This is a genomic window from Streptomyces sp. CRN 30, assembly GCF_034105845.1.
Map to the genome: position 1 here is coordinate 1 of NZ_JAVRHI010000549.1, position 22,310 is coordinate 22,310.

At 71.7% G+C, this 22,310-nt stretch carries 16 protein-coding genes; 11 read left to right on the forward strand and 5 right to left on the reverse strand.

Annotation, left to right across the window (positions count from 1 at the left end; translation table 11 throughout):
• Positions 1-633, reverse strand: a 633-nt coding sequence (locus tag UW392_RS63560) for an ADP-ribosylglycohydrolase family protein (protein ID WP_320784626.1), incomplete at its 3' end; no start/stop codon positions are given.
• Positions 634-995: 362 nt separating this feature from the next.
• On the opposite strand from UW392_RS63560, the gene UW392_RS63565 reads away from it, so the two are divergent.
• From UW392_RS63565 to UW392_RS63575, 3 genes are all read left to right on the forward strand, one after another.
• Positions 996-1,724, forward strand: coding sequence for a VIT1/CCC1 transporter family protein (locus tag UW392_RS63565; protein WP_320784627.1), 729 nt, complete (start codon positions 996-998; stop codon positions 1,722-1,724).
• A gap of 414 nt (positions 1,725-2,138) precedes the next feature.
• Positions 2,139-6,740, forward strand: coding sequence for a glutamate synthase large subunit (gene gltB / locus UW392_RS63570; protein WP_320784628.1), 4,602 nt, complete (start codon positions 2,139-2,141; stop codon positions 6,738-6,740).
• Positions 6,733-8,193, forward strand: coding sequence for a glutamate synthase subunit beta (locus tag UW392_RS63575; protein WP_320784629.1), 1,461 nt, complete (start codon positions 6,733-6,735; stop codon positions 8,191-8,193). Before gltB ends, UW392_RS63575 begins: the two co-directional genes overlap by 8 nt.
• Positions 8,194-8,297: 104 nt before the next feature.
• Here UW392_RS63575 and UW392_RS63580 read toward each other — a convergent pair whose 3' ends face one another.
• Entirely contained in the window at positions 8,298-9,209 is a 912-nt protein-coding gene (locus UW392_RS63580; RefSeq protein WP_320784630.1) for a chitosanase, read from the reverse strand.
• A gap of 138 nt (positions 9,210-9,347) precedes the next feature.
• On the opposite strand from UW392_RS63580, the gene UW392_RS63585 reads away from it, so the two are divergent.
• Both UW392_RS63585 and UW392_RS63590 read left to right on the forward strand, forming a co-directional pair.
• Positions 9,348-10,067, forward strand: coding sequence for a VWA domain-containing protein (locus UW392_RS63585; protein WP_320784631.1), 720 nt, complete (start codon positions 9,348-9,350; stop codon positions 10,065-10,067).
• A 79-nt stretch (positions 10,068-10,146) separates the two neighbouring features.
• The gene (locus tag UW392_RS63590; protein WP_320784632.1) at positions 10,147-11,802 is read left to right on the forward strand and encodes a ubiquinol-cytochrome c reductase cytochrome b subunit; all 1,656 of its coding nucleotides are present in this window, start codon (positions 10,147-10,149) and stop codon (positions 11,800-11,802) included.
• 4 nt (positions 11,803-11,806) lie between these two features.
• Here the strand turns inward: UW392_RS63590 and UW392_RS63595 are convergent, their stop codons facing one another.
• Together UW392_RS63595 and UW392_RS63600 are read right to left on the reverse strand one after the other, a co-directional pair.
• A complete protein-coding gene (locus tag UW392_RS63595) occupies positions 11,807-12,559 on the reverse strand; it encodes an ankyrin repeat domain-containing protein (protein ID WP_320784633.1) in 753 nt (250 codons plus the stop codon).
• Positions 12,560-12,582: 23 nt separating this feature from the next.
• Complete coding sequence (locus UW392_RS63600; protein WP_320784634.1) at positions 12,583-13,503, reverse strand: hypothetical protein; 921 nt, start codon at positions 13,501-13,503, stop codon at positions 12,583-12,585.
• A gap of 73 nt (positions 13,504-13,576) precedes the next feature.
• On the opposite strand from UW392_RS63600, the gene UW392_RS63605 reads away from it, so the two are divergent.
• From UW392_RS63605 to UW392_RS63625, 5 genes are all read left to right on the forward strand, one after another.
• The gene (locus UW392_RS63605; RefSeq protein WP_320784635.1) at positions 13,577-14,044 is read left to right on the forward strand and encodes a GNAT family N-acetyltransferase; all 468 of its coding nucleotides are present in this window, start codon (positions 13,577-13,579) and stop codon (positions 14,042-14,044) included.
• Positions 14,045-14,137: 93 nt separating this feature from the next.
• Positions 14,138-14,494: a chorismate mutase gene (locus tag UW392_RS63610; protein WP_320784636.1), complete on the forward strand. Its 357-nt coding sequence runs from the start codon at positions 14,138-14,140 to the stop codon at positions 14,492-14,494.
• Between the two features lie 107 nt (positions 14,495-14,601).
• A complete protein-coding gene (locus tag UW392_RS63615; protein WP_320784637.1) occupies positions 14,602-15,162 on the forward strand; it encodes a response regulator in 561 nt (186 codons plus the stop codon).
• A 122-nt stretch (positions 15,163-15,284) separates the two neighbouring features.
• Positions 15,285-17,801, forward strand: coding sequence for an aminopeptidase N (gene pepN, locus UW392_RS63620; protein ID WP_320784638.1), 2,517 nt, complete (start codon positions 15,285-15,287; stop codon positions 17,799-17,801).
• A gap of 225 nt (positions 17,802-18,026) precedes the next feature.
• Entirely contained in the window at positions 18,027-19,439 is a 1,413-nt protein-coding gene (locus tag UW392_RS63625; RefSeq protein ID WP_320784639.1) for a lysine N(6)-hydroxylase/L-ornithine N(5)-oxygenase family protein, read from the forward strand.
• 77 nt (positions 19,440-19,516) lie between these two features.
• Here UW392_RS63625 and UW392_RS63630 read toward each other — a convergent pair whose 3' ends face one another.
• Positions 19,517-21,331 carry a bifunctional metallophosphatase/5'-nucleotidase gene (locus UW392_RS63630; protein WP_320784640.1) on the reverse strand — a complete coding sequence of 605 codons (1,815 nt, stop codon included), beginning with the start codon at positions 21,329-21,331 and terminating at the stop codon, positions 19,517-19,519.
• A 155-nt stretch (positions 21,332-21,486) separates the two neighbouring features.
• On the opposite strand from UW392_RS63630, the gene UW392_RS63635 reads away from it, so the two are divergent.
• On the forward strand, positions 21,487-22,224 hold the full coding sequence (locus UW392_RS63635; RefSeq protein WP_320784641.1) for an SIMPL domain-containing protein: 738 nt from the start codon (positions 21,487-21,489) through the stop codon (positions 22,222-22,224).
• Positions 22,225-22,310 lie beyond the last annotated feature (86 nt).

A 22,310-nucleotide genomic window follows, 5' to 3' on the forward strand; every position in this document is an offset into this window, starting at 1 on the left:
CGGGGCGCCCGCCATCGCCGCGGCCACACCCGCCGCCACCGCCCGCCCGCCGTAGATGCCCTCGCCGTCGTGGCTGACCGTGCCGTCGACGGCCACCAGCCGCGCCGCCTCCGCCGGCCGGCCCGCCGCGAACACCCCGAAGGGCGCCGCCCGCATGGCCAGCCCGTCGCTCCACGCGTGCCGGTGCTGGGCCGAGATGGGGGCCGCGAGGCCCCGGCGCAGGTTCTCCAGGGTGCCGCGCTCGCTGAACCCCGCGCCCCGGAACGGGCCCTCGTCCCGGTCCGCGATCCACTCGTGCCAGGCCGCCTCGACATGGGCGACGGTGAGCGCCGAGCCGTGCCGGGCCAGCAGCAGCCCGGAGAAGATCGCGTACTCCGTGTCGTCCGTGCCGCACGGGCGCTCGGCTACGAAGCCCGTGATCCGGCCCCAGCGGGCGCGGATCTGGGAGGGCTTCATGTTCTCGGCGGGCGCGCCCAGCGCGTCCCCGACCGCGAGCCCGAGCAGCGCGCCGCGCGCCCGCTCACGGAGTCCGGGCGTGTCCTCGGGAGCCGCAGGGAGCGGGGCCGGGGAAGGAAGCGGGGCCGGGGCCGGCGGTGAGGGCGGGGGCAGGGGAGTGCGGGCGACGGAAGCCATGCGCTTGCCTCTCTGCGAGCGAGCGACGAGCCGCGGAGCCCCGCGGACGGTCTCCCGGGGCCGACTGGTCGGCTCATCGGATCTTTGCCACAACCCGCCCCCCGTCGGCCCCCTGCAACCGCGGGTATTCACCCGGTCGATCGACACCGGCGCGAACGAACGTTCGGCATGGCGTACGAGAGGAGCGTCGTGTCCTCCGCCGCCGTCGAGTCGCGCGACCGGCTTCTCCGCGCGATCGCCTCCGCAGCACAAAACCGCAGGTAAGTACGGCCTTCCTTGCTGGCGGCGGGTCTCACCGAGGCGTATCTTCGATTTCGTCGGAACTTGGAATCAGTCCAACTTTAGGCGGCTGGAGGTCCCCCATGGCCATCATCGAGACCGAGGCGCCCCTGCACGAGGCGCACCGCGACAACCACACGCACCGGGACGTCAACGGTGGCTGGCTGCGCCCCGCCGTCTTCGGCGCCATGGACGGGCTCGTCTCCAACCTCGCCCTGATGACCGGTGTCGCGGGCGGCTCGGCGAACCAGCAGGCCGTCGTCGTCGCGGGCCTCGCGGGGCTCGCCGCCGGCGCTTTCTCCATGGCCGCCGGCGAGTACACCTCCGTGGCCTCCCAGCGGGAGCTCGTCGAGGCCGAGCTCGACATCGAACGGCGGGAGCTGCGCAAGCACCCGGCGGCCGAGGAGCGGGAGCTCGCCGCACTGTACGAGACCCGCGGTGTCGAACCGGCGCTCGCCCGCGAGGTCGCCCGGCAGCTCTCCCGCGACCCCGAGCAGGCCCTGGAGATCCATGCGAGAGAGGAGCTGGGCATCGACCCCGGCGACCTGCCCTCGCCCACCGTGGCCGCCGTCTCCTCCTTCGGCTCCTTCGCCCTCGGCGCCCTGCTCCCGGTGCTGCCGTACCTGCTCGGCGCCACCGCGCTGTGGCCCGCCGTGCTGCTCGCCCTCGTCGGGCTCTTCGCCTGCGGTGCGGTCGTGGCCAAGGTGACGGCGCGGTCCTGGTGGTTCAGCGGGCTGCGGCAGCTGGTCCTCGGCGGGGCCGCGGCGGGTGTGACCTATGTCCTGGGCGGCCTGTTCGGCGCGGTCGTATGATGGAGAGTCCGACTACCTATGCGAGGGACCGTATAAGTAGTCGTTACCACGCGGTTTCGAATGGTTGACCGGTGGGCATGAGCCGTAAGCGCCGAGGGCAATGACGCTCCGGCGCACCCCCGTGGAGGGCGACGCAGCCCCCCACGCCCGGACCGACGGACACGGACCTGTCCGGTCGGTCCCTCTCATCCAACCGCCGTGCGCGGTACCCGCACCGCGCACCCGCGGCGTCCGCATGATGGAACGACGTTTTCAGTTCCCGAGAATGGTTCCATCATGTAACCTGCACGAAATTTTGCACTCTGTGCAGAGGGCCAGCGTCGTCCCTCGGTATCTGCGCCCCCAAGCCCGCGAAGACAGACCGCGAAGCGCCTGGGAGGCGATCCAGCCTCACTGACGACGACGGGAGAGCCGATGCGTACGCCGCGCCAGCCGTCCCAGCACTCCGCGAATGGCCAGAACTGGTCCTTCATGGATGCTCGCCCTGCTGCGCAGGGTATGTACGACCCCCGCAACGAGCACGACGCCTGCGGCGTCGGCTTCGTGGCCACCCTCACCGGTGAGGCGAGCCATGCGCTGGTCGAGCAGGCGCTCACGGTTCTGCGCAACCTCGAGCACCGGGGCGCCACCGGATCCGAGCCCGACTCCGGAGACGGTGCGGGAATTCTCTCGCAGGTGCCGGACTCCTTCTTCCGCGAGGTGGCCGGATTCGATCTGCCCGAGGCCGGCGGTTACGCCGTCGGCATCGCCTTCCTGCCGAACGACGGCACCGCCGACGCCGCCCGGCGCATCGACGCGATCGCCGTCGAGGAGGGCCTCACCGTCCTCGGCTGGCGCGAGGTGCCGGTCGCCCCCGGCCTGCTCGGCGCCACCGCCCGCGCCACGATGCCGGCCTTCCGCCAGCTCTTCGTCACCGACACCGTCGGCGCGAGCAAGGGCATCGACCTGGACCGCAAGGCCTTCGGCTTGCGCAAGCGCGCCGAGCGCGAGGTCGGCGTGTACTTCCCGTCGCTCTCCGCGCGCACGATCGTCTACAAGGGGATGCTCACCACCGGTCAGCTGGAGCCCTTCTTCCCGGACCTGTCCGACCGCCGCTTCGCCTCCGCGATCGCCCTCGTCCACTCCCGCTTCTCCACCAACACGTTCCCCAGCTGGCCGCTCGCACACCCGTACCGATTCGTCGCCCACAATGGCGAGATCAACACGGTCAAGGGCAACCGCAACTGGATGCGCGCCCGCGAGTCCCAGCTGGCCTCGGACCTCTTCGGGAACCAGGAGAACCTGGACCGGATGTTCCCGGTCTGCACCCCGGACGCCTCCGACTCCGCCTCCTTCGACGAGGTCCTGGAGCTGCTCCACCTCGGCGGCCGCTCCCTGCCGCACTCGGTGCTGATGATGATCCCGGAGGCGTGGGAGAACCACGACTCCATGGACCCGGCCCGGCGCGCGTTCTACCAGTTCCACTCCACGATGATGGAGCCCTGGGACGGCCCCGCCTGCGTCACCTTCACCGACGGCACCCAGGTCGGCGCGGTCCTCGACCGCAACGGCCTGCGCCCCGGCCGCTACTGGGTCACCGACGACGGCCTCGTCGTCCTCGGCTCCGAGGTCGGCGTCCTGGACATCGACCCCGCCAAGGTCGTCCGCAAGGGCCGCCTCCAGCCGGGCCGCATGTTCCTCGTCGACACCGCCGAGCACCGCATCATCGAGGACGACGAGATCAAGGCCGCCCTCGCCGCCGAGCACCCCTACCAGGAGTGGCTGGAGGCCGGCGAGATCGAGCTCTCCGACCTCCCCGAGCGCGAGCACATCGTGCACACCCACGCCTCGGTCACCCGCCGCCAGCAGACCTTCGGCTACACCGAGGAGGAGCTGCGGATCATCCTCGCGCCGATGGCCAAGGCCGGCGCCGAGCCGATCGGCTCCATGGGCACCGACTCGCCCATCGCGGCGCTGTCCGCGCGCCCCCGGCTGCTGTTCGACTACTTCACCCAGCTGTTCGCGCAGGTCACCAACCCGCCGCTGGACGCCATCCGCGAGGAGCTGGTCACCTCGCTGCGCTCCTCGCTGGGCCCGCAGGGCAACCTCCTGGAGCCGACCGCCGCGTCCTGTCGCAGCGTCACCCTGCCCTTCCCGGTGATCGACAACGACGAGCTGGCCAAGCTCATCCACATCAACGCCGACGGCGACATGCCCGGCATGAAGGCCGCGACCCTCTCCGGTCTCTACCGGGTCTCCGGCGGCGGCGACGCCCTCGCCGCGCGCATCGAGGAGATCTGCGCCGAGGCCGACGCCGCCATCGACAACGGCGCCCGGCTGATCGTCCTCTCCGACCGCCACTCCGACGCCGAGCAGGCGCCGATCCCCTCGCTGCTGCTCACCGCGGCCGTCCACCACCACCTCATCCGCACCAAGCAGCGCACCCAGGTGGGCCTGCTGGTGGAGGCCGGCGACGTCCGCGAGGTCCACCACGTCGCCCTGCTCATCGGCTTCGGTGCCGCCGCCGTCAACCCCTACCTGGCGATGGAGTCCGTCGAGGACCTGGTCCGCGCGGGCACGTTCCTGCCCGGTATGGAGCCCGAACAGGCCATCCGCAACCTGATCTACGCCCTCGGCAAGGGCGTCCTGAAGGTCATGTCCAAGATGGGCATCTCCACCGTCGCCTCCTACCGCGGCGCCCAGGTGTTCGAGGCCGTCGGCCTGGACGAGGGCTTCGTGGAGAAGTACTTCAACGGCACCGCCACCAAGATCGGCGGCGTCGGCATCGACGTCGTCGCCGAGGAGGTCGCCGCCCGCCACGCCAAGGCCTACCCGGCCTCCGGCATCGCCCCGGCGCACCGTGCGCTGGAGATCGGCGGCGAGTACCAGTGGCGCCGCGAGGGCGAGCCGCACCTGTTCGACCCGGAGACGGTCTTCCGCCTGCAGCACTCCACGCGCTCGGGCCGCTACGACGTGTTCAAGCAGTACACGGACCGCGTCAACGAGCAGTCCGAGCGGCTGATGACGCTGCGCGGCCTGTTCGGGTTCGCCAGCGACCGCCCCTCGATCCCGGTCGAGGAGGTCGAGCCGGTCTCCGAGATCGTCAAGCGCTTCTCCACCGGCGCCATGTCGTACGGCTCCATCTCCCGCGAGGCGCACGAGACCCTCGCCATCGCCATGAACCAGCTGGGCGGCAAGTCCAACACCGGTGAGGGCGGCGAGGACCCGGAGCGCCTGTACGACCCGGCGCGCCGCTCGGCGATCAAGCAGGTGGCCTCCGGCCGCTTCGGCGTCACGAGCGAGTACCTGGTCAACGCCGACGACATCCAGATCAAGATGGCCCAGGGCGCCAAGCCCGGCGAGGGCGGCCAGCTGCCCGGCCACAAGGTGTACCCGTGGGTGGCGAAGACCCGGCACTCGACGCCGGGCGTGGGGCTCATCTCCCCGCCGCCGCACCACGACATCTACTCCATCGAGGACCTGGCGCAGCTGATCCACGACCTCAAGAACGCCAACCCGCAGGCCCGCATCCACGTGAAGCTGGTCTCCGAGGTCGGCGTCGGGACCGTGGCCGCGGGTGTGTCCAAGGCCCACGCGGACGTCGTGCTCATCTCCGGCCACGACGGCGGTACGGGTGCCTCCCCGCTCACCTCGCTGAAGCACGCGGGCGGCCCCTGGGAGCTCGGCCTCGCCGAGACCCAGCAGACGCTGCTGCTCAACGGCCTGCGCGACCGCATCGTCGTGCAGACCGACGGCCAGCTGAAGACCGGCCGCGACGTCGTCATCGCCGCGCTCCTCGGCGCCGAGGAGTTCGGTTTCGCGACGGCGCCGCTCGTCGTCTCCGGCTGCGTCATGATGCGCGTCTGCCACCTGGACACCTGCCCCGTGGGCATCGCCACCCAGAACCCGGTGCTGCGCGAGCGGTTCTCCGGCAAGGCCGAGTACGTCGTCAACTTCTTCCAGTTCATCGCCGAGGAGGTCCGCGAGCTCCTCGCCGAGCTGGGCTTCCGCTCCATCGAGGAGGCCGTCGGTCACGCCGAGGCCCTCGACGTGACCCGCGCGGTGGACCACTGGAAGGCGCAGGGCCTGGACCTGGAGCCGCTGTTCCACGTGCCGGACCTGCCCGAGGGCGCCGTGCGCCACCAGCTGGTCACGCAGGACCACGGCCTGGAGAAGGCGCTCGACAACGAGCTGATCAAGCTCGCCGCCGACGCGCTCTCCGCGACCGCCCCGGAGGACGCCCAGCCGGTCCGCGCCCAGGTCGCCATCCGCAACATCAACCGCACGGTCGGCACCATGCTCGGCCACGAGGTGACGAAGAGGTTCGGCGGCGCGGGCCTGCCCGACGACACCGTCGACATCACCTTCACCGGCTCGGCGGGCCAGTCCTTCGGCGCGTTCCTGCCGCGCGGCGTGACCCTCCGCCTGGAGGGCGACGCCAACGACTACGTCGGCAAGGGCCTCTCCGGCGGCCGCGTCATCGTCCGCCCGGACCGGGGCGCCGACCACCTCGCCGAGTACTCCACCATCGCGGGCAACACCATCGCGTACGGCGCGACCGGCGGCGAGCTGTTCCTGCGCGGCCGCACCGGCGAGCGGTTCTGCGTCCGCAACTCCGGCGCCACGGTCGTCGCCGAGGGCGTGGGCGACCACGGCTGCGAGTACATGACCGGCGGTCACGCGGTCGTCCTCGGCGAGACGGGACGCAACTTCGCGGCCGGCATGTCGGGTGGCGTCGCCTACGTGATCGACCTCGACCGCGACCACGTCAACGCCGGCAACGTCGGCGCCGTGGAGGCCCTGGACGACACCGACAAGCAGTGGCTGCACGATGTCGTGCGCCGCCACCAGGAGGAGACCGGCTCCACCGTCGCGGGCAAGCTCCTGGCGGAGTGGGACACCGCGGTGAACCGCTTCAGCAAGATCATCCCCAGCACGTACAAGGCAGTGCTCGCCGCCAAGGACGCCGCCGAGCGAGCCGGACTCACCGAGTCCGAGATCACCGAGAAGATGATGGAGGCGGCGACCAATGGCTGATCCCAAGGGCTTTCTCAACCACGGGCGCGAGGTCGCCCAGTCGCGGCCGGTCGACGAGCGCGTCAAGGACTGGAACGAGGTCTACGTCCCCGGTTCCCTGCTGCCGATCATCAGCAAGCAGGCCAGCCGGTGCATGGACTGCGGCATCCCGTTCTGCCACAACGGCTGTCCGCTCGGGAACCTGATCCCCGAGTGGAACGACTACGCCTACCGCGAGGACTGGCAGGCGGCCTCCGAGCGGCTGCACGCCACGAACAACTTCCCGGAGTTCACGGGCCGCCTGTGCCCCGCCCCGTGCGAGTCGGCGTGCGTGCTCGGCATCAACCAGCCGCCGGTCACCATCAAGAACGTCGAGGTCTCGATCATCGACAAGGCGTGGGACAGCGGTGACGTCCACCCGCAGGTCCCCGAGCGCCTCTCCGGCAAGACCGTCGCCGTGATCGGCTCCGGTCCCGCGGGCCTGGCCGCCGCCCAGCAGCTCACCCGGGCCGGCCACACCGTCGCCGTCTACGAGCGCGCGGACCGCATCGGAGGACTGCTCCGCTACGGCATCCCCGAGTTCAAGATGGAGAAGCGGCACATCAACCGCCGTATCGAGCAGATGCGCGCGGAGGGCACCAAGTTCCGCACCGGTGTCGAGATCGGCCGTGACCTCGACGCGGCGGCGCTGCGCCGGCGGTACGACGCCGTCGTCGTCGCGGCCGGCGCCACCACCGCCCGCGACCTGCCCGTCCCGGGCCGCGAGCTCAAGGGCGTGTACCAGGCCATGGAGTACCTGCCCCTGGCCAACAAGGTCCAGGAAGGCGACTACGTCACCTCCCCCATCTCGGCGAAGGACAAGCACGTCGTCGTGATCGGCGGCGGTGACACCGGCGCGGACTGCGTGGGCACCGCCCACCGCCAGGGCGCCGCCTCCGTCACCCAGCTGGAGATCATGCCGCGGCCGGGCGAGGACCGGAACGCCAACCAGCCCTGGCCGACCTTCCCGATGCTCTACAAGGTCACCTCTGCCCACGAGGAGGGCGGCGAGCGCATCTACTCGGCGGGCACCAGCCACTTCGAGGGCGACGAAGACGGCAACGTCCAGTGGCTGCACCTGTCCGAGGTCGAGTTCGTCGACGGCAAGCTGACCTCCAAGCCGGGCACCGAGCGGAAGATCCCCGCCCAGCTGGTCACCCTCGCCATGGGCTTCACCGGCACCGACCAGCAGAACGGCCTGGTCGAGCAGTTCGGCCTGGAGCTCGACGCGCGCGGCAACATCGCCCGCGACGCCGACTACCAGACCAACGTGCCCGGCGTGTTCGTCGCCGGTGACGCGGGCCGCGGCCAGTCCCTCATCGTGTGGGCCATCGCGGAGGGCCGCTCGGCCGCCCGCGGGGTCGACCGCTTCCTGACCGGCGCGAGCGAACTGCCGGCCCCGATCCGCCCGACGGACCGCTCACTGACGGTCTGATCCATCACCCCGAACGTCCCGTACAACGGCGTACGGAACACCGCGGCGCCCACCTTGTCCCCGACCGGACGCGGGTGGGCGCCGCGCGTTTCCCCCTCCGGGGGTCACGGCACCTGGTACGTCTCCCCGTACATCCCCCAGGTCAGCGGCGTGCTCAGGTCCATGTTCCCGGCCTGGAGGAACCGCCGCTGCGCCGTGTCGATGCGGGAGGTGTCGCGGCTCGCGGTCTCGGTCCGCATCGTCTCGCGGCGGACGTCGAGGAAGGCGTCGAGGAAGGCCTTCTCGTCGCCGCCCCGCGCGGGGAGTTCGGCCTCCTCCAGGGCGCGTTCGCGCAGACCGTAGAAGCTGTCCGCGTCGGTGCCCGGACCGTGCAGCACCATCGCGTCGTAGTAGACGAACTGGCCGAGGGTGCCCAGTCCGTCGAGCTTCGCCAGCCGTACCGCGGGGTCGAAGTAGACGTCGTCGCGCTCGGCCTCCTGGGCCTCCTGGAACGCCGGGAGCCGCGACTCCGCCTGCCAGGCCGCGGTGAAACCGGGGTCCAGGCCCTCGTGGGAGTCCGTGCCGTCCACCTCGCGCAGCGCCGGGAGGTACCGGGCGAGCCCGTTGTCCGGGTGGGACTCCGTGTAGCGCTCGACCAGGGCGAGCAGGTCGTGGGTGCCGGTGCAGAAGCCGACGATGCCCGCGGTGTAGCCCCGGCCGTCGCCCACGTCCTCCACGATCCCGTACGTGGTGCGCCAGTCCGTCGTCGAGTCGCGGGCGGTCGCGACCAGCTGGTGCGCCAGTTCCTTCTTGTCCGGGGCGGCGAGACCGGGGGGCGCGTCGGCGATCGCCTCGTCCTCGGCGGTGCCCTCGTCCTCGGCCCGTACCTTCGCGTCCCCGGCCCCCTGGGCCGGCGCGGACGCGGCGGCCCGGTCGCCCGGGGCGTCCGTGTCCGAGGACCCGGGAGTTAACAGGTAGACCGCCGCCGTGATGGCAACAGGGGCGGCCGCGAGGAGAAGACAACCGGCGCGTTTCATGGCGCACAGATTATGTGCAGGGCGCACGAAGGGGCGACTGTGCCCCTGTGTGCGCTGTGCGCCCCCTGCGCTCTCACCATGATCAGAAGGCCGCTACGCTCGGCACTCCCTCACCGCCCCGCCCGATGGGAGTCCCGTATGCCCGCCATCAGCCTCAGCAAGGTCGAGGAGGCCGCCCCCGCGCTGGTCAGCCTCTACAAGACCGCCGGGGTCTCGCTCGCGAAACACGGGCTCGGCGAGCAGCGGGCCGCCGTCTACCTCGTCGTCGACCACAGCGGCTCCATGCGGCCGTACTACGAGGACGGCAGCGTCCAGGCCCTCGCGGACCGCGTCCTCGGGCTCTCCGCGCACCTCGACGACGACGGGACCGTCCCCGTGGTCTTCTTCTCCACGGACATAGACGCGGTCACGGACATCGAACTCGCCGGCCACCAGGGCCGCATCGAGCGGATCGTCTCCGGCCTCGGGCACATGGGGAGGACCAGCTACCACCTGGCCATGGACGCCGTCATCGACCACTACCTCGACAGCGGCGCCGAGGCCCCCGCCCTGGTCGTCTTCCAGACCGACGGCGGACCGGTCAGCAGGCCCGCCGCCGAGCGGTACCTGTGCAAGGCCGCCCGGCTTCCGCTGTTCTGGCAGTTCGTCGGGTTCGGGGACCCGGACAGCAGGCAGTTCGACTTCCTGCGCCGGCTCGACGAACTGCCGGTGCCCCACCGGCGCGTGGTGGACAACGCCGGCTTCTTCCACGCCGGCGCGGACCCGCGACAGGTCCCCGACCGCCTCCTGTACGACCGGCTCCTCGACGGGTTCCCCGAGTGGCTGGCGGCGGCGCGGGACGCCGGAATCGTACGGTGAGCGGGCGGCCGAACCGCACCCATTGGCGTGCCGGAGCGCCCGTGCCACCCTGAGGTGAGCCACCGGGGAGGGCGACGCGATGGACGGCGCACGGTCGGTCAGCAGCGACGGCAGCGTGATCAGGGGCGGCAGGGGCGCGCCCGCGGGCAGGGGCGAGAAGGCCGCGGACTGGGCCGACGGACGGCTCGGCGCCTACACCCTCGCCAAGGCCCAGATGCGCAAGGTCTTCCCGGACCACTGGTCCTTCATGCTCGGCGAGATCTGCCTCTACAGCTTCATCGTCCTCATCCTCACCGGCGTCTACCTCACCCTCTTCTTCGAGCCGAGCAGTGCCGAGGTCGTCTACACGGGCTCCTACGAACCGCTCAACGGCATCCTCATGACCCGGGCGTTCGAATCCACCCTGGACATCAGCTTCGACCTGCGCGGCGGCCTGCTGATCCGGCAGATCCACCACTGGGCCGCGCTCGTCTTCGTCGCCGGGATGCTCGTGCACATGATGCGGGTGTTCTTCACCGGCGCGTTCCGCAAGCCCCGCGAGATCAACTGGCTGTTCGGCTGGACCCTGCTGATGCTCGGCATGATCACCGGCCTGACCGGCTACTCGCTCCCCGACGACCTGCTCTCCGGCACGGGCCTGCGCTTCGCCCAGGGCGCCATCCTGTCGATCCCGGTCGTGGGGACGTACCTGGCCTTCTTCCTCTTCGGCGGCGAGTTCCCCGGCACCGACATCATCCCGCGGCTCTACCCCATCCACATCCTGCTGCTCCCCGGCATCATGCTGGCGCTGATCGTCGCCCACCTCATCCTGGTCGTGTACCACAAGCACACCCAGTACCCCGGCCCCGGACGCACGCAGCGCAACGTCGTCGGCATGCCGCTGCTGCCCGTCTACATGGCCAAGGCGGGCGGGTTCTTCTTCCTCGTCTTCGGCGTGCTCACCCTGATGGCGGCGGTCGCGACCATCAACCCCGTCTGGGCGTACGGCCCCTACCGGCCCGACCTGGTGACCACCGGCGCCCAGCCCGACTGGTACCTGGGCTTCTCCGAGGGGCTGATCCGGGCGATGCCCGGCTGGGAGATCGACCTCTTCGGGCACACCCTCGCCCTCGGCGTCCTCATCCCCTTCATGCTCTTTCCGGCCGTCATGCTCGCCATCGCCGTCTACCCGTTCTTCGAGGCGTGGATCACCGGCGACCGGCGCGAGCACCACATCCTGGACCGGCCGCGCAACGTCCCCGTCCGCACCGGGCTGGGCGTCGCCTGGCTGAGCCTGTACGGCGTCGCGCTGATCGGCGGCGGCAACGACATCATCGCCGTGCGCTTCCACCTCTCGATCAACGCCGTCACCTGGTTCGTGCGCGTCTCCTTCTTCGCGGTGCCGGTGCTCGCCTTCATCGTCACCCAACGGATCTGCCTGGGCCTGCAGCGCCGCGACCGCGACAAGGTGCTGCACGGCCTGGAGACCGGCACGATCAAACGGCTCCCGCACGGCGAGTACGTCGAGGTCCACGCACCCCTCTCGCAGGCCCGCATGTTCACCCTCACCCAGCACGAGCAGCCCGAGCCGTACGACCCGGGCCCGCGCGTCGACGCCAACGGCGTCACCCGCCGCGTCAGGAACACCGACCGGCTGCGCGCCCGGCTCGCCCGGGCCATGTACGGCACGGACGCCCGCGTCGCGAAACCGACGCCGGAGGAGTACCGGGAGCTGACGAGCGGCGACCACCACTGACGCCTCAGGCCCGCCCGCCGTACCCCGCTCCCTCCAGCAGCCCGACGATCTCCGCATGCCCGGTCTGCCGGTCGTCGCCCGCCACCGCCCGGCCGTCGACGACCAGTTCGACCACGACGGTGGTGCCGCCGTCCGCCGCCGGCACACGGCGCACCGTGACCTCGTGACCGGTGCCGTGCAGCCGCTCCAGGGAGGCGCGCAGTTCGGCCGCCACGTCCAGCGCCGACCAGCGGCGGGCCTCCGCCAGAGCCTGTGCGCGCGCCCGCGCACCGTGCGCCAGCAGGGCGCGCACGCAGGACGGCGAGCCCCGGCGGGCCGCCGTCACGAGCGGGGGCTCGTCGGAGGGCCCGGACCGGTCCGGGTGCGCCCCGGCCGCCAGGAGCGCCTCCACCACCTCCGCGTGCCCCCCGAGCACCGCCCACGTCAGCGCCGTGAAGCCGCCCTCCTCCACCAGGTCGGGCTTCGCCCCGCCCGCGAGCAGCGCGCGCACCACCTCCAGGTGACCACCGCAGGCCGCCCCGCACAGCGGCGCGTCGATGCCCGCGCTGAGCCGGTCGGGCCGGGCACCGGCCGCCAGCAACAGCCGTACGATGCCGGGCTCGTCCTGCAACGCCGCCAGGTACAGGACCGACTGGCCGTCCTCGTCGGTCGCCTCCGGATCGGCACCTGCCCGCAGGCGCCCCACGACCGCGTTCTCGTCACTCTCGTACACCGCCGTGAAAAGACCGGCCGACGGTTCGTGCTCGTTCACGTTCATGCCTACCAAGCGTCGCAAACGCCCTAGGTGTCGCACTCCAGAACCGACCGGCACAGCCCGCAGCGGGCACGCACCCGGCCGCGGACCGGCACCCTGATGCGCTGGTGGCACGTGGGACACGGGAAGGACACCCGCAGCGGCCCCCCGCCGTCCGGCGTGAACGCGTACGGGACGTCCGGCCGCGGGCCTGGCGGCCGGTGGCCCCGGGCGCCGGACCCGGCGGCGTCCTGCGCCGAGCGGCGGTCCCGGGCGTAACGGCGGCGGCCCGCCCAGCCCGCCGCGGTCAGCGGCGGCTGCCGCCCGTCGAGGCGGGCCCGGTCCGCGCCCCTGGTGTACGCGGTGTACGCCTGCGGACTGGTGAATAACACCGACGGGTCCTCACCGAAGAGGAACGCCCGCTTCGCCAGTACGTAGCCGAACTCCTCGGGCGTCAGGTAGCCCAGCTTCTGCGAGGAGGCCCCGTCCTCCCGGTACGCGTCCAGCAGCAGCCAGCCCGCGCCCAGGTACGTCGCCGCCGTGTCGGTGAGGATCTCGTTGTCACGGGTGCCGGGGAAGGACAGGCCGAGACGGTGCAGGTACACGTGCATCACCTCGTGCGCGAGGGCCGCGCCGATGTCCCGCCGGTGGGTGCGGAAACGGTCGTTGAGCTCGATGAAGTACTCGGGGCCCGCGGCCAGTTCGACATCGGCCGCGTGCGTCATCTCCCGGAAACCGATGATCATCCGGGCGTCCGGCAGCCGGTAGTGCCGCACCAGCTCGCGGGCCACGCGCTGGGCCCCCAGATGCAGGTCGTCGGTGTCGGCGAAGGCCACGTCGACGGGCGCCACACTCGTGGCGAACGTCTGGACCGTGTCGTACGAGAGCCGTCTGTACAGCGCGGTGATCGACTCCCGCACCAGGTCCAGATGCGGGAAGCCGTGCCGGACCGGTCCGCCGTTCGCCACGTCCGCACCCCCACGACGCCTCGACTCCGTCCCACTCTAGAGCGACGGCGGGCCCCCTGCGATACTCCGCCCCATGGCCACCGAGCGGCGTACCGCCCGCACCGTGTCGCTGCGCGTCGGCGCGGCGGACGACGACCTGGAACAGCGACTCGGCGACGAACTCGACGCCTTCAACGCCCGCGCCACCGGCGCCGCGGAATGGGCGGAGTTCTCCGTCCGGCTGACCGACGCGGCCGGCCGGCTGGCCGGCGGGCTCACCGCCTCCGTCTGGGGCACCCTGTGCACCGTCGACCTGCTGTGGGTCCGCGAGGACCTGCGCGGCGCCGGCTGGGGCGGCCGTCTCCTGGGAGCGGCCGAGGAGGAGGGCACCCGGCGCGGCTGCACCGACATCACCCTCTCCACGTACACCTTCCAGGCCCCCGACTTCTACCGCAAACACGGCTACCGGGAGACCGGCCGCATCGAGGGCGTCCCCGGCGGCCACGCGGACGTGTACTTCCACAAGCCGCTGCACCGCTCCCCGCGCCCACCGGCCCCCTGACCACCCCCCCCGCGGCCACCCGCCCCGGGCACCGCCGTTCCGACCGGCGGACAGCACCGGGCCCGGCGCCCCGCCCCACGTAGGCTGACACGCATGACCACCAGCGATTCCGGTGCCGTGACCAGTGACATCGACCCGGCCGTCCGCGCCGAGCTCACCCGGCTGCGGGACAGCATCGACAACATCGACGCCGCCGTCGTCCACATGCTCGCCGAGCGCTTCAAGGCCACCCAGCGCGTCGGCCACCTCAAGGCCGAACACCGGCTGCCGCCCGCCGACCCGGCCCGCGAGACCCAGCAGATCGCCCGGCTGCGCCGGCTCGCCGAGACCGCCAAACTCGACCCGGCGTTCGCCGAGAAACTCCTCAACTTCATCATCGCCGAGGTCATCCGCCACCACGAGCGCATCGCGGACGACACTGTCAACGGCGCCTCCGGCACGGGGGAGTGACACCGGGCCCGGCAAGGGGCATCCTGCGAGGACTCCAGTCGAGTCATGGGCACGCGCGCCGAGCGTGGGCCCCGTGCCGATGTGTCCGAGCGAGGGGACGTCGGGCCATGCCATCGAATGCGAAGATCCTCATCGTCGACGACCACGAGGACACCCTGTACGCCCTGGAGAGCGCCCTGGCCCCACTGGGCTACCGGCTCACCCGCGCCACCAGCGGCGACGCGGCCCTCAAGGAAGTCCTGCGCGGCCAGGTCGGGCTGCTCCTCCTCGACGTGCGCATGCCCGGCGTCAGCGGCCTCGACGTCGTCCGCTACATGCGCCGCCTGGAACAGACCCAGCACATCCCCATCGTCCTGCTCACCGGGTTCGGCATGGACACCGAACTCGCCTCCACCGCCTTCCAGCTGGGCGTCGCCGACCTGGTCATGAAACCCACCGACCCCTGGTCACTGCGGACCAAGGTCCGCTACCTGTACGACGCCTACCGGCGCACCGACGCCCTGGAACGCGAGGTGCGCGAACTCCGCGCCCGCGTCCACGAACACCCGCCGGACCCCGACCTGCCACCCCCCGGGGACCGGGTGCACGCCCAGCGCGCCCCGTACGGGACCCACGACACCGGCGCGGACGGCGGCCGCGCCGGACGGATCGCACAGGACCGGACCTAGAGCCCCACGACAGGACATCCGCAACAGGCCCCGAACCGCGCGCGGGTCCGCGCCCGCGCGCGCACGGTGTGACGGGCTCCCGTCGGGCCCGCCCCTGTGCCTCGTCAGCGGCATCAGGCAGCATGTCCTCCATGTCCGTACTGACGCGCGACGAAGCGCAGACCCGTGCCAGGCTCCTCGACGTCCACCGCTATGAGATCACCCTCGACCTCACCCGCGGCGACGACACCTTCGACTCCCGCACCCTCATCCGCTTCACCGTGCGGGACGGCCAGGAGACCACGGACACCTTCGTCGAGCTCAAGCCCGCCGAACTGCGCTCGGTCACCCTCGACGGACAGCCCCTCGACCCCACCGCCCTCGACGGCAACCGGCTCCCCCTCACCCACCTCACCGCGGGCGAGCACGAGCTCCGCCTCGACACCGCCATGCGCTACTCCCGCACCGGCGAGGGCATGCACCGCTTCACCGACCCCACCGACGGCGAGACCTACGTCTACACCCAGCTCTTCCTCGACGACGTCCAGCGCGTCTTCCCGGCCTTCGACCAGCCCGACCTCAAGGCCGTCTTCGACCTCACCGTCACCGCCCCCGACGGCTGGACCGTCCTCTCCAACGGCATCACCGAACACCTCGGCGACGGCACCTGGCGCGCCGCCACCACCCCCCTCATCTCCACCTACCTCGTCGCCGTCGCCGCCGGCCCCTGGCACTCCGTCACCACAGAACACCGCGGACTGCCCTTCGGCATCCACTGCCGCCGCTCCCTCGCCCCCCACCTCGACGCCGACGCCGAGGAGATCCTCGACATCACGCGCGCCTGCTACGACCGCTACCACGAGAAGTTCGAGGAGCCGTACCCCTTCGACTCCTACGACCAGGCCTTCGTCCCCGAGTTCAACGCCGGCGCCATGGAGAACCCCGGCCTCGTCACCTTCCGCGACGAGTTCGTCTTCCGCTCCGCCGTCACCGACACCGAACGCCAGACCCGCGCCATGGTCGTCGCCCACGAGATGGCCCACATGTGGTTCGGCGACCTCGTCACCCTCCAATGGTGGGACGACATCTGGCTGAACGAGTCCTTCGCCGAGTACATGGGCTACCAGACCCTCACCGAGGCGACCCGCTTCACCGACACCTGGGTCGACTTCGGCGTCGCCCGCAAGGCCTGGGGCTACGACGCCGACCAGCGCCCCTCCACCCATCCCGTCGCCCCCGAAGCCGTCGACGACACCGCCGCCGCCCTCCTCAACTTCGACGGCATCTCCTACGCCAAGGGCGCCTCCGCACTGCGCCAGCTCGTGGCCTGGCTCGGCGAGAAGGACTTCCTCGCCGGCATCAACACCCACTTCGCCCGCCACCGCTTCGGCAACGCCGCCCTCGCCGACTTCATCGACTCCCTCGCCGCCTCCACCGACCGGGACGTGCACGCCTGGGCCGATGCGTGGCTGCGCACGACCGGGGTCGACACCCTGGTGCCCCGGACGAGCAGCGACGACCGGGGATGGCAGCTGGAGGTCGCGCACGACGGCAGCCGCCGCCCCCACCGCATCACCATCGGCCTCTACGACCACGACCTCCACGACCCGAACCGCCTGACCTTGCGCGACCGCGTGGACGCGGACATCCCCGTCACCGGTGACACCGTCACCAGCGCCACCGGCCCCCGCCCCGCCCTGATCCTCCTCAACGACGGCGACCTCACCTACACCAAGATCCGCTTCGACCCGGAGTCCTTCGCCGCCGTCCGCGACCACCTCTCCGGCCTGCCCGAACCCCTCACCCGCGCCGTCGTCTGGAACGCCCTGCGGGACGCCGTCCGCGACGGTGAGCTCCCGCCCGCCGACTACCTGGACATCGCCCGCGCCCACCTCCCGCACGAGACCGACCTGGCCCTCGTCCAGGGCGTCCTCTCCTTCGCGTCCGCCCAGGCCGCCGACCGCTACCTCACCCCGGACGCCCGCCCCGCCGCCCTCGCCACCCTCACCGACCTGTGCCGCGACCTCATCCGCCGCACCGAGGACGGCTCCCACCCCGGGCTGCGCCTGACCGCCGTACGCCACTTCACCGACGTCGCCGCCCACCCCGAGACCATCGCCGCCTGGCTGGCCGAGGGCACCGTCCCCGGCGGCCCCGAACTCGACCCCGAGCTGCGCTGGCGCATCCTCGGCCGGCTCGCCGTCCTCGGTGCCACCGACGAGGACGCCATCGCCGCCGAGCTCGCCCGCGACCCCAGCGCCACCGGCCAGGAGGGCGCCGCGCGCTGCCGGGCCGCCCTGCCCGACGAGGAGACCAAGCGCCGCGCCTGGGAGGCGATGTTCGCCTCCGACGACCTGTCCAACTACCTGTTCACGGCCACCGCCCAGGGCTTCTGGCAGCCCGAGCAGACCGACCTGCTCCGCGGTTACGTCGAGCGGTACTGGACCGACGCGGTCGCCGTCGCCGCCCGCCGGGGCCCCGCCATCGCCGAGGCGGCGGGCCGCTGGGCCTTCCCCGCGTACGCCGTCGACGCCCGCACCCTCCAGCTCGGCGACACCTGCCTGCGCGACGCCGACCCGGTCCCGGCCCTGCGCCGCAAGCTCGCCGACCAGCTCGACGACCTGCGCCGTGCGGCGGACGTACGCGGAGCGCACGCGTAGGACGCGGCCGGCGGCGCCCCCGTGCCGGAGGTCACGGGGGCGCCGCCGGAACCAGGCACCACCCACGGCAACTCCCGTCCACCTCCTAGCATTTCATCCCATTCGACACATTTCCTCCACACGGCAGTACCCGCCTCCGGCTCCGATCGTTGTGCTCTCCGGGCGCGCCGCACCACGGCGCGCAACCCGGACATCACCCCCCACCGCCGCGCGCCCGGAGGCCCCATGAGCACACCCCCATCCCAGGAGCCGGAGAACCCCCGCGACCTGGTGGGCATCGGCATCGGCCCGTTCAACCTCTCCCTCGCCGCCCTCGCCCACCCCCTCACCGACTTCGACGCCGTCTTCTACGAACAGCGCCCCGCCTTCGACTGGCACCCCGGCCTCCTCATCGACGGCACCACCCTCCAGGTGCCGTTCATGGCCGACCTGGTGACCCTCGCCGACCCCGCCAACCCCTGGTCCTTCCTCAACTTCCTCAAGACCCGGGACCGGCTCTTCCCCTTCTACTTCGCCGAGCGCTTCCACATCCAGCGTGCCGAGTACGACGCCTACTGCCGCTGGGTCAGCGAGAACATTCCCGGCCTGCGCTTCGCCCACCAGGTCGACGCCGTGCGCTGGAACCCCGACCAGGGCCTGTTCGAGATCGACCACACCCGCCTCGACAGCTCCGGCGAGGCCGCGGCCCTCGGCCGCACGTACACCAGGAACGTCGCCCTCGGCGTGGGCACCGCCCCCCACGTGCCCGACCCCCTCAAACCCCTCGTCGAGGCGCGCGGCGTGCCCGTCATCCACGCCGCCGACTACCTCCGCGAACGCGACCGCCTCATCGCCGCCCCCCACGTCACCGTCGTCGGCGCGGGCCAGTCCGGCGCCGAGATCTTCCTGGACCTGCTGCACGCCCGCCCCGTCGGCAACGAACGCATCCACTGGCTCGCCCGCACCGAGGCCTTCGCCCCCATGGAGTACTCCAAACTCGGCCTGGAGCACTTCACCCCCGACTACACCCGCTACTTCCACGCCCTCGCCGAATCCACCCGCGACCGCCTCGTCGCCGCCCAGTGGCAACTGCACAAGGGCATCGGCGCCGACACCCTCGCCGCCATCCACGACGAGCTCTACCGCCGCACCCTGCACGGCGGCTGGCCCGACGCCGTCCTCACCCCCGGCGTCCTCGTCCGCACCGCGGGCCGGATCGCCAGCACCCGCATCGAACTCCACCTCGAGCACATCCACCAGGGCACCCGCTCCCGGCTCAGCACCGACGCCGTCGTCCTCGCCACCGGCTACCGCGAACGCCCCCTCGACCGCATGCTCGCCGGGCTGGAGCCCTACATGCGGCGCGACAACGCCGACCGCCCCTGCGTCGACGACCGCTTCCGCCTCGTCCTCGACCCCGCGGTCACCGGGTCCGTCCACGTCCAGAACGCGGCCCTCCACGCCCACGGCGTCGGCACCCCCGACCTGGGCCTCGCCGCCTGGCGCAGCGCCACCATCCTCAACCACCTCACCGGGAAGAAGCCCTACCCGCTGCCCGAGCGCACCGCCTTCACCACCTTCGGCCTCGCCCAGCAACAGGCCTTCCAGGTGCCGTCGGCGCGCCGGCCGCGGACCCTGCTCCCGCTCGTGGAGCGGTAGGAAGCGGCAGGAAAACGTCGGGGCCCCGGAGAACCGGGGCCCCGACGAGCGGTCGGGCCGGACACCGGCCCAGAGCGTCAGAACACCGGCGTCCCGTCCCGCGTCAGCCTCCAGTCCACCGACGCGAAGTCCGCCGGGTCCAGCACGCCCTTCTCGGTCACCCACTCCGCGATCCGCGTCCTGATCTCCGTGGACTCCGCCCACACCTCGGTCGCCGACGCCACGTGCGGGAACGCGCCACCACCGTTCGCCCGGTAGTTGTTCACCGCGAACACGAACCGCTGCGCGTCGTCCAGCGGCTCACCGCCGTGGGACAGGTTCTTGATCCGCGAACCCGCCGGCTGCGCGACGTCGATGTCGTACCGGACGCCGGACACGTAGTCGTAGTTGTAGTCGGGACGGCCGCCCGCGTTGGTCAGCGCGTTCACGTCCACGGCCGCCCCCGCCGCCGTCCGCACGTAGTACTCCGCCGAGAACTCCAGGTACGCCCGCACCTGCGCACCCGTCATCACCTTCGCGACCAGCGTGTTGTCGTACACGTACAGGCTCGACAGGTCCCGGATCGTCACCTCGCCCGCCGGGATCTCCGAGGTCCGCGAGAACGGGGAGGCCTGCGAGAGCACCGGCAGCGCCGCGTACTCCGTGCCCTCCAGCGCCGCCCTGACCACGTCCTCCTGCACCTTGTTGATCAGGTCGATGATCGGGGCGTCCCGGTACCGCGCGTCGACCGTCGTCAGCGTCTGGGTCGCCGTACCGACGACCTGGTTCACGTACTCGACGACCTTGGCGTGCTGGTCCTTCAGGAGGCGGGTGATGCGCTTGTCGTCGGGCACCGTGTTGGAGTTCCGCAGCGACGCCTTCACCGACTCGACCTGCCAGCGGCCCCTCTCCAGGACCAGCTCGAAGTCGAACAGGGTCAGCCGCTCCGCGTAGCACAGCGGCTCCGACAGGACGACCTTCTTGCCGGTCTTCTCGTTCTCGACCAGCAGCTCCTCGATCTCCGTGTGCGCGTGGCCCACCAGGATCGCGTCGATGCCGGGGACCTGCTTCGCCACGTTGGCCGCCGCGTTCTCCACGTACGGGAGCTGGTCACCGTACGACGACGTGCCCGACGATCCCGAGTGCGCCGACACCACGACCACGTCCGCGCCCATGGAGCGGAGCTTCGGCACCCACTTCGCCGCCTGCTCCTCCAGACCGGGGAACTTCAGCTTGCCCTGTACGTACGCCTTGTCCCAGATCGCGATGCCCGGGTTGGTCAGGCCGAGGACGGCGACCTTCACCGGCGGGGCGCCCGGCACGTGGAACTTCTTCATGAAGTACGGCGGGAAGGCCGGCTTCAGCGTCTTGGCGTCCACGGCGTTCGCGCCCAGCAGCGGGAAGTCGCACTGGCTCTCGAACTTGCGCAGCGTCTCGATGCCGTAGTTGAACTCGTGGTTGCCGAGCGCCACCGCGTCGTACCCGATGGCGTTCATCGCCTGCGCCATCGGGTGCTTCGGGCCGCCCTTCGCGGTGATCGGCTCCACCTTCGCGAAGTAGTACGTCAGCGGCGTGCCCTGGATCGTGTCGCCCGCGTCCAGGAGGAGGGTGTTGCGGCGGCCCTTCTCCTCGCGTACCTCGTTGATCAGCGTCGACACGCGGGCCAGGCCCTTCGCGTTGCCCGCGTCGTCCGCGTACTCGGCGTCCTTGAAGTAGTCCCAGTTGAGGATGGAGCCGTGCAGGTCCGTCGTGCCCATCACGGTCAGCGCGTACCGCTTCGGCTTCCGCCCGCCGTGGCCGCCGCCCTTCCCCTGCGCCGCCTCGGCGGCCGGTGCCAGGGCTCCGCCGGCCAGCGCGACACCCGCGCCGGTCACGGCGGACCTCTTCAGAAACCTCCGGCGGTTCAACGGCATGACGGGCACTCCTCGGAACAGGGCGAACAGGTCGAACGTATGGCTGACGCGCGTAGATTCTGACCCGCTCATGACCAGCGACAACAGGCCTCCCAGGTTGCGATTCGATGACCGGGGGCTCACCGACCGGGGCCACCGGTGACACAGTGGTACGTATGACCTCCCTACCAGAGGAACACCCCGCACCCACCGCGGACACCCGCCGGCCCGCCCCCTACGGCACCCCCGACGCCCCCCGCATAGCCGTCCGCGGCGAGGCCCACCTCGAAGTCGACCCCGAGATCGCCCGCATCGGCGTCACCGTCAGCGCCCGCGGCAAGGACCGGCGCACCGCTCTCGACGACCTCACCCGCCGCAACGCCACCGTCCTCGACCTCCTCAAGACCTACGGGGAAGCCGTCGAACGGCTCGAGACCGGCTCCTTCACCATCGCGCCCGAACTCGCCCGGCACGGCCGCGGCGAACGCGTCGCCGCCTACCGCGGCAGCGTCCACGTCACCGCCGAACTCACCGACTTCACCGCCCTCGGCGAACTCACCACCCGCCTCGCCGACCTCGACCTCACCCGCGTCGACGGCCCCTCCTGGGCCCTGCGCCCCGACTCGCCGGCCCACCGCCGCGCGCGCCGGCAGGCGGTCCACGAAGCCGTCCGGCGCGCCCGCGAATACGCCGAGGCCCTCGACACCACCCTCGCCGCCCTCGTGGAACTCGCCGACGTCGGGGCCGACGGCGGCCCGCCCCGCCCGTTCCCGGCGGCCCCCGGCATGATGCGCTCCATGACCTACGGCGCGGCAGCCGAGGAAGCGGCCGCCCCCCTCGACCTCGAACCGCAGCGACAGCACGTCCACGCCCAGGTCGACGCGCGTTTCACCATGGTGCCCCCACGGCTGTGAGGCACGGACGGACCGCCCCGCGCACGCTCATCGGAGCATCCGGCCGCACACTCCGCCGCTTGTCAACAACCATTCATCCGGCGGCC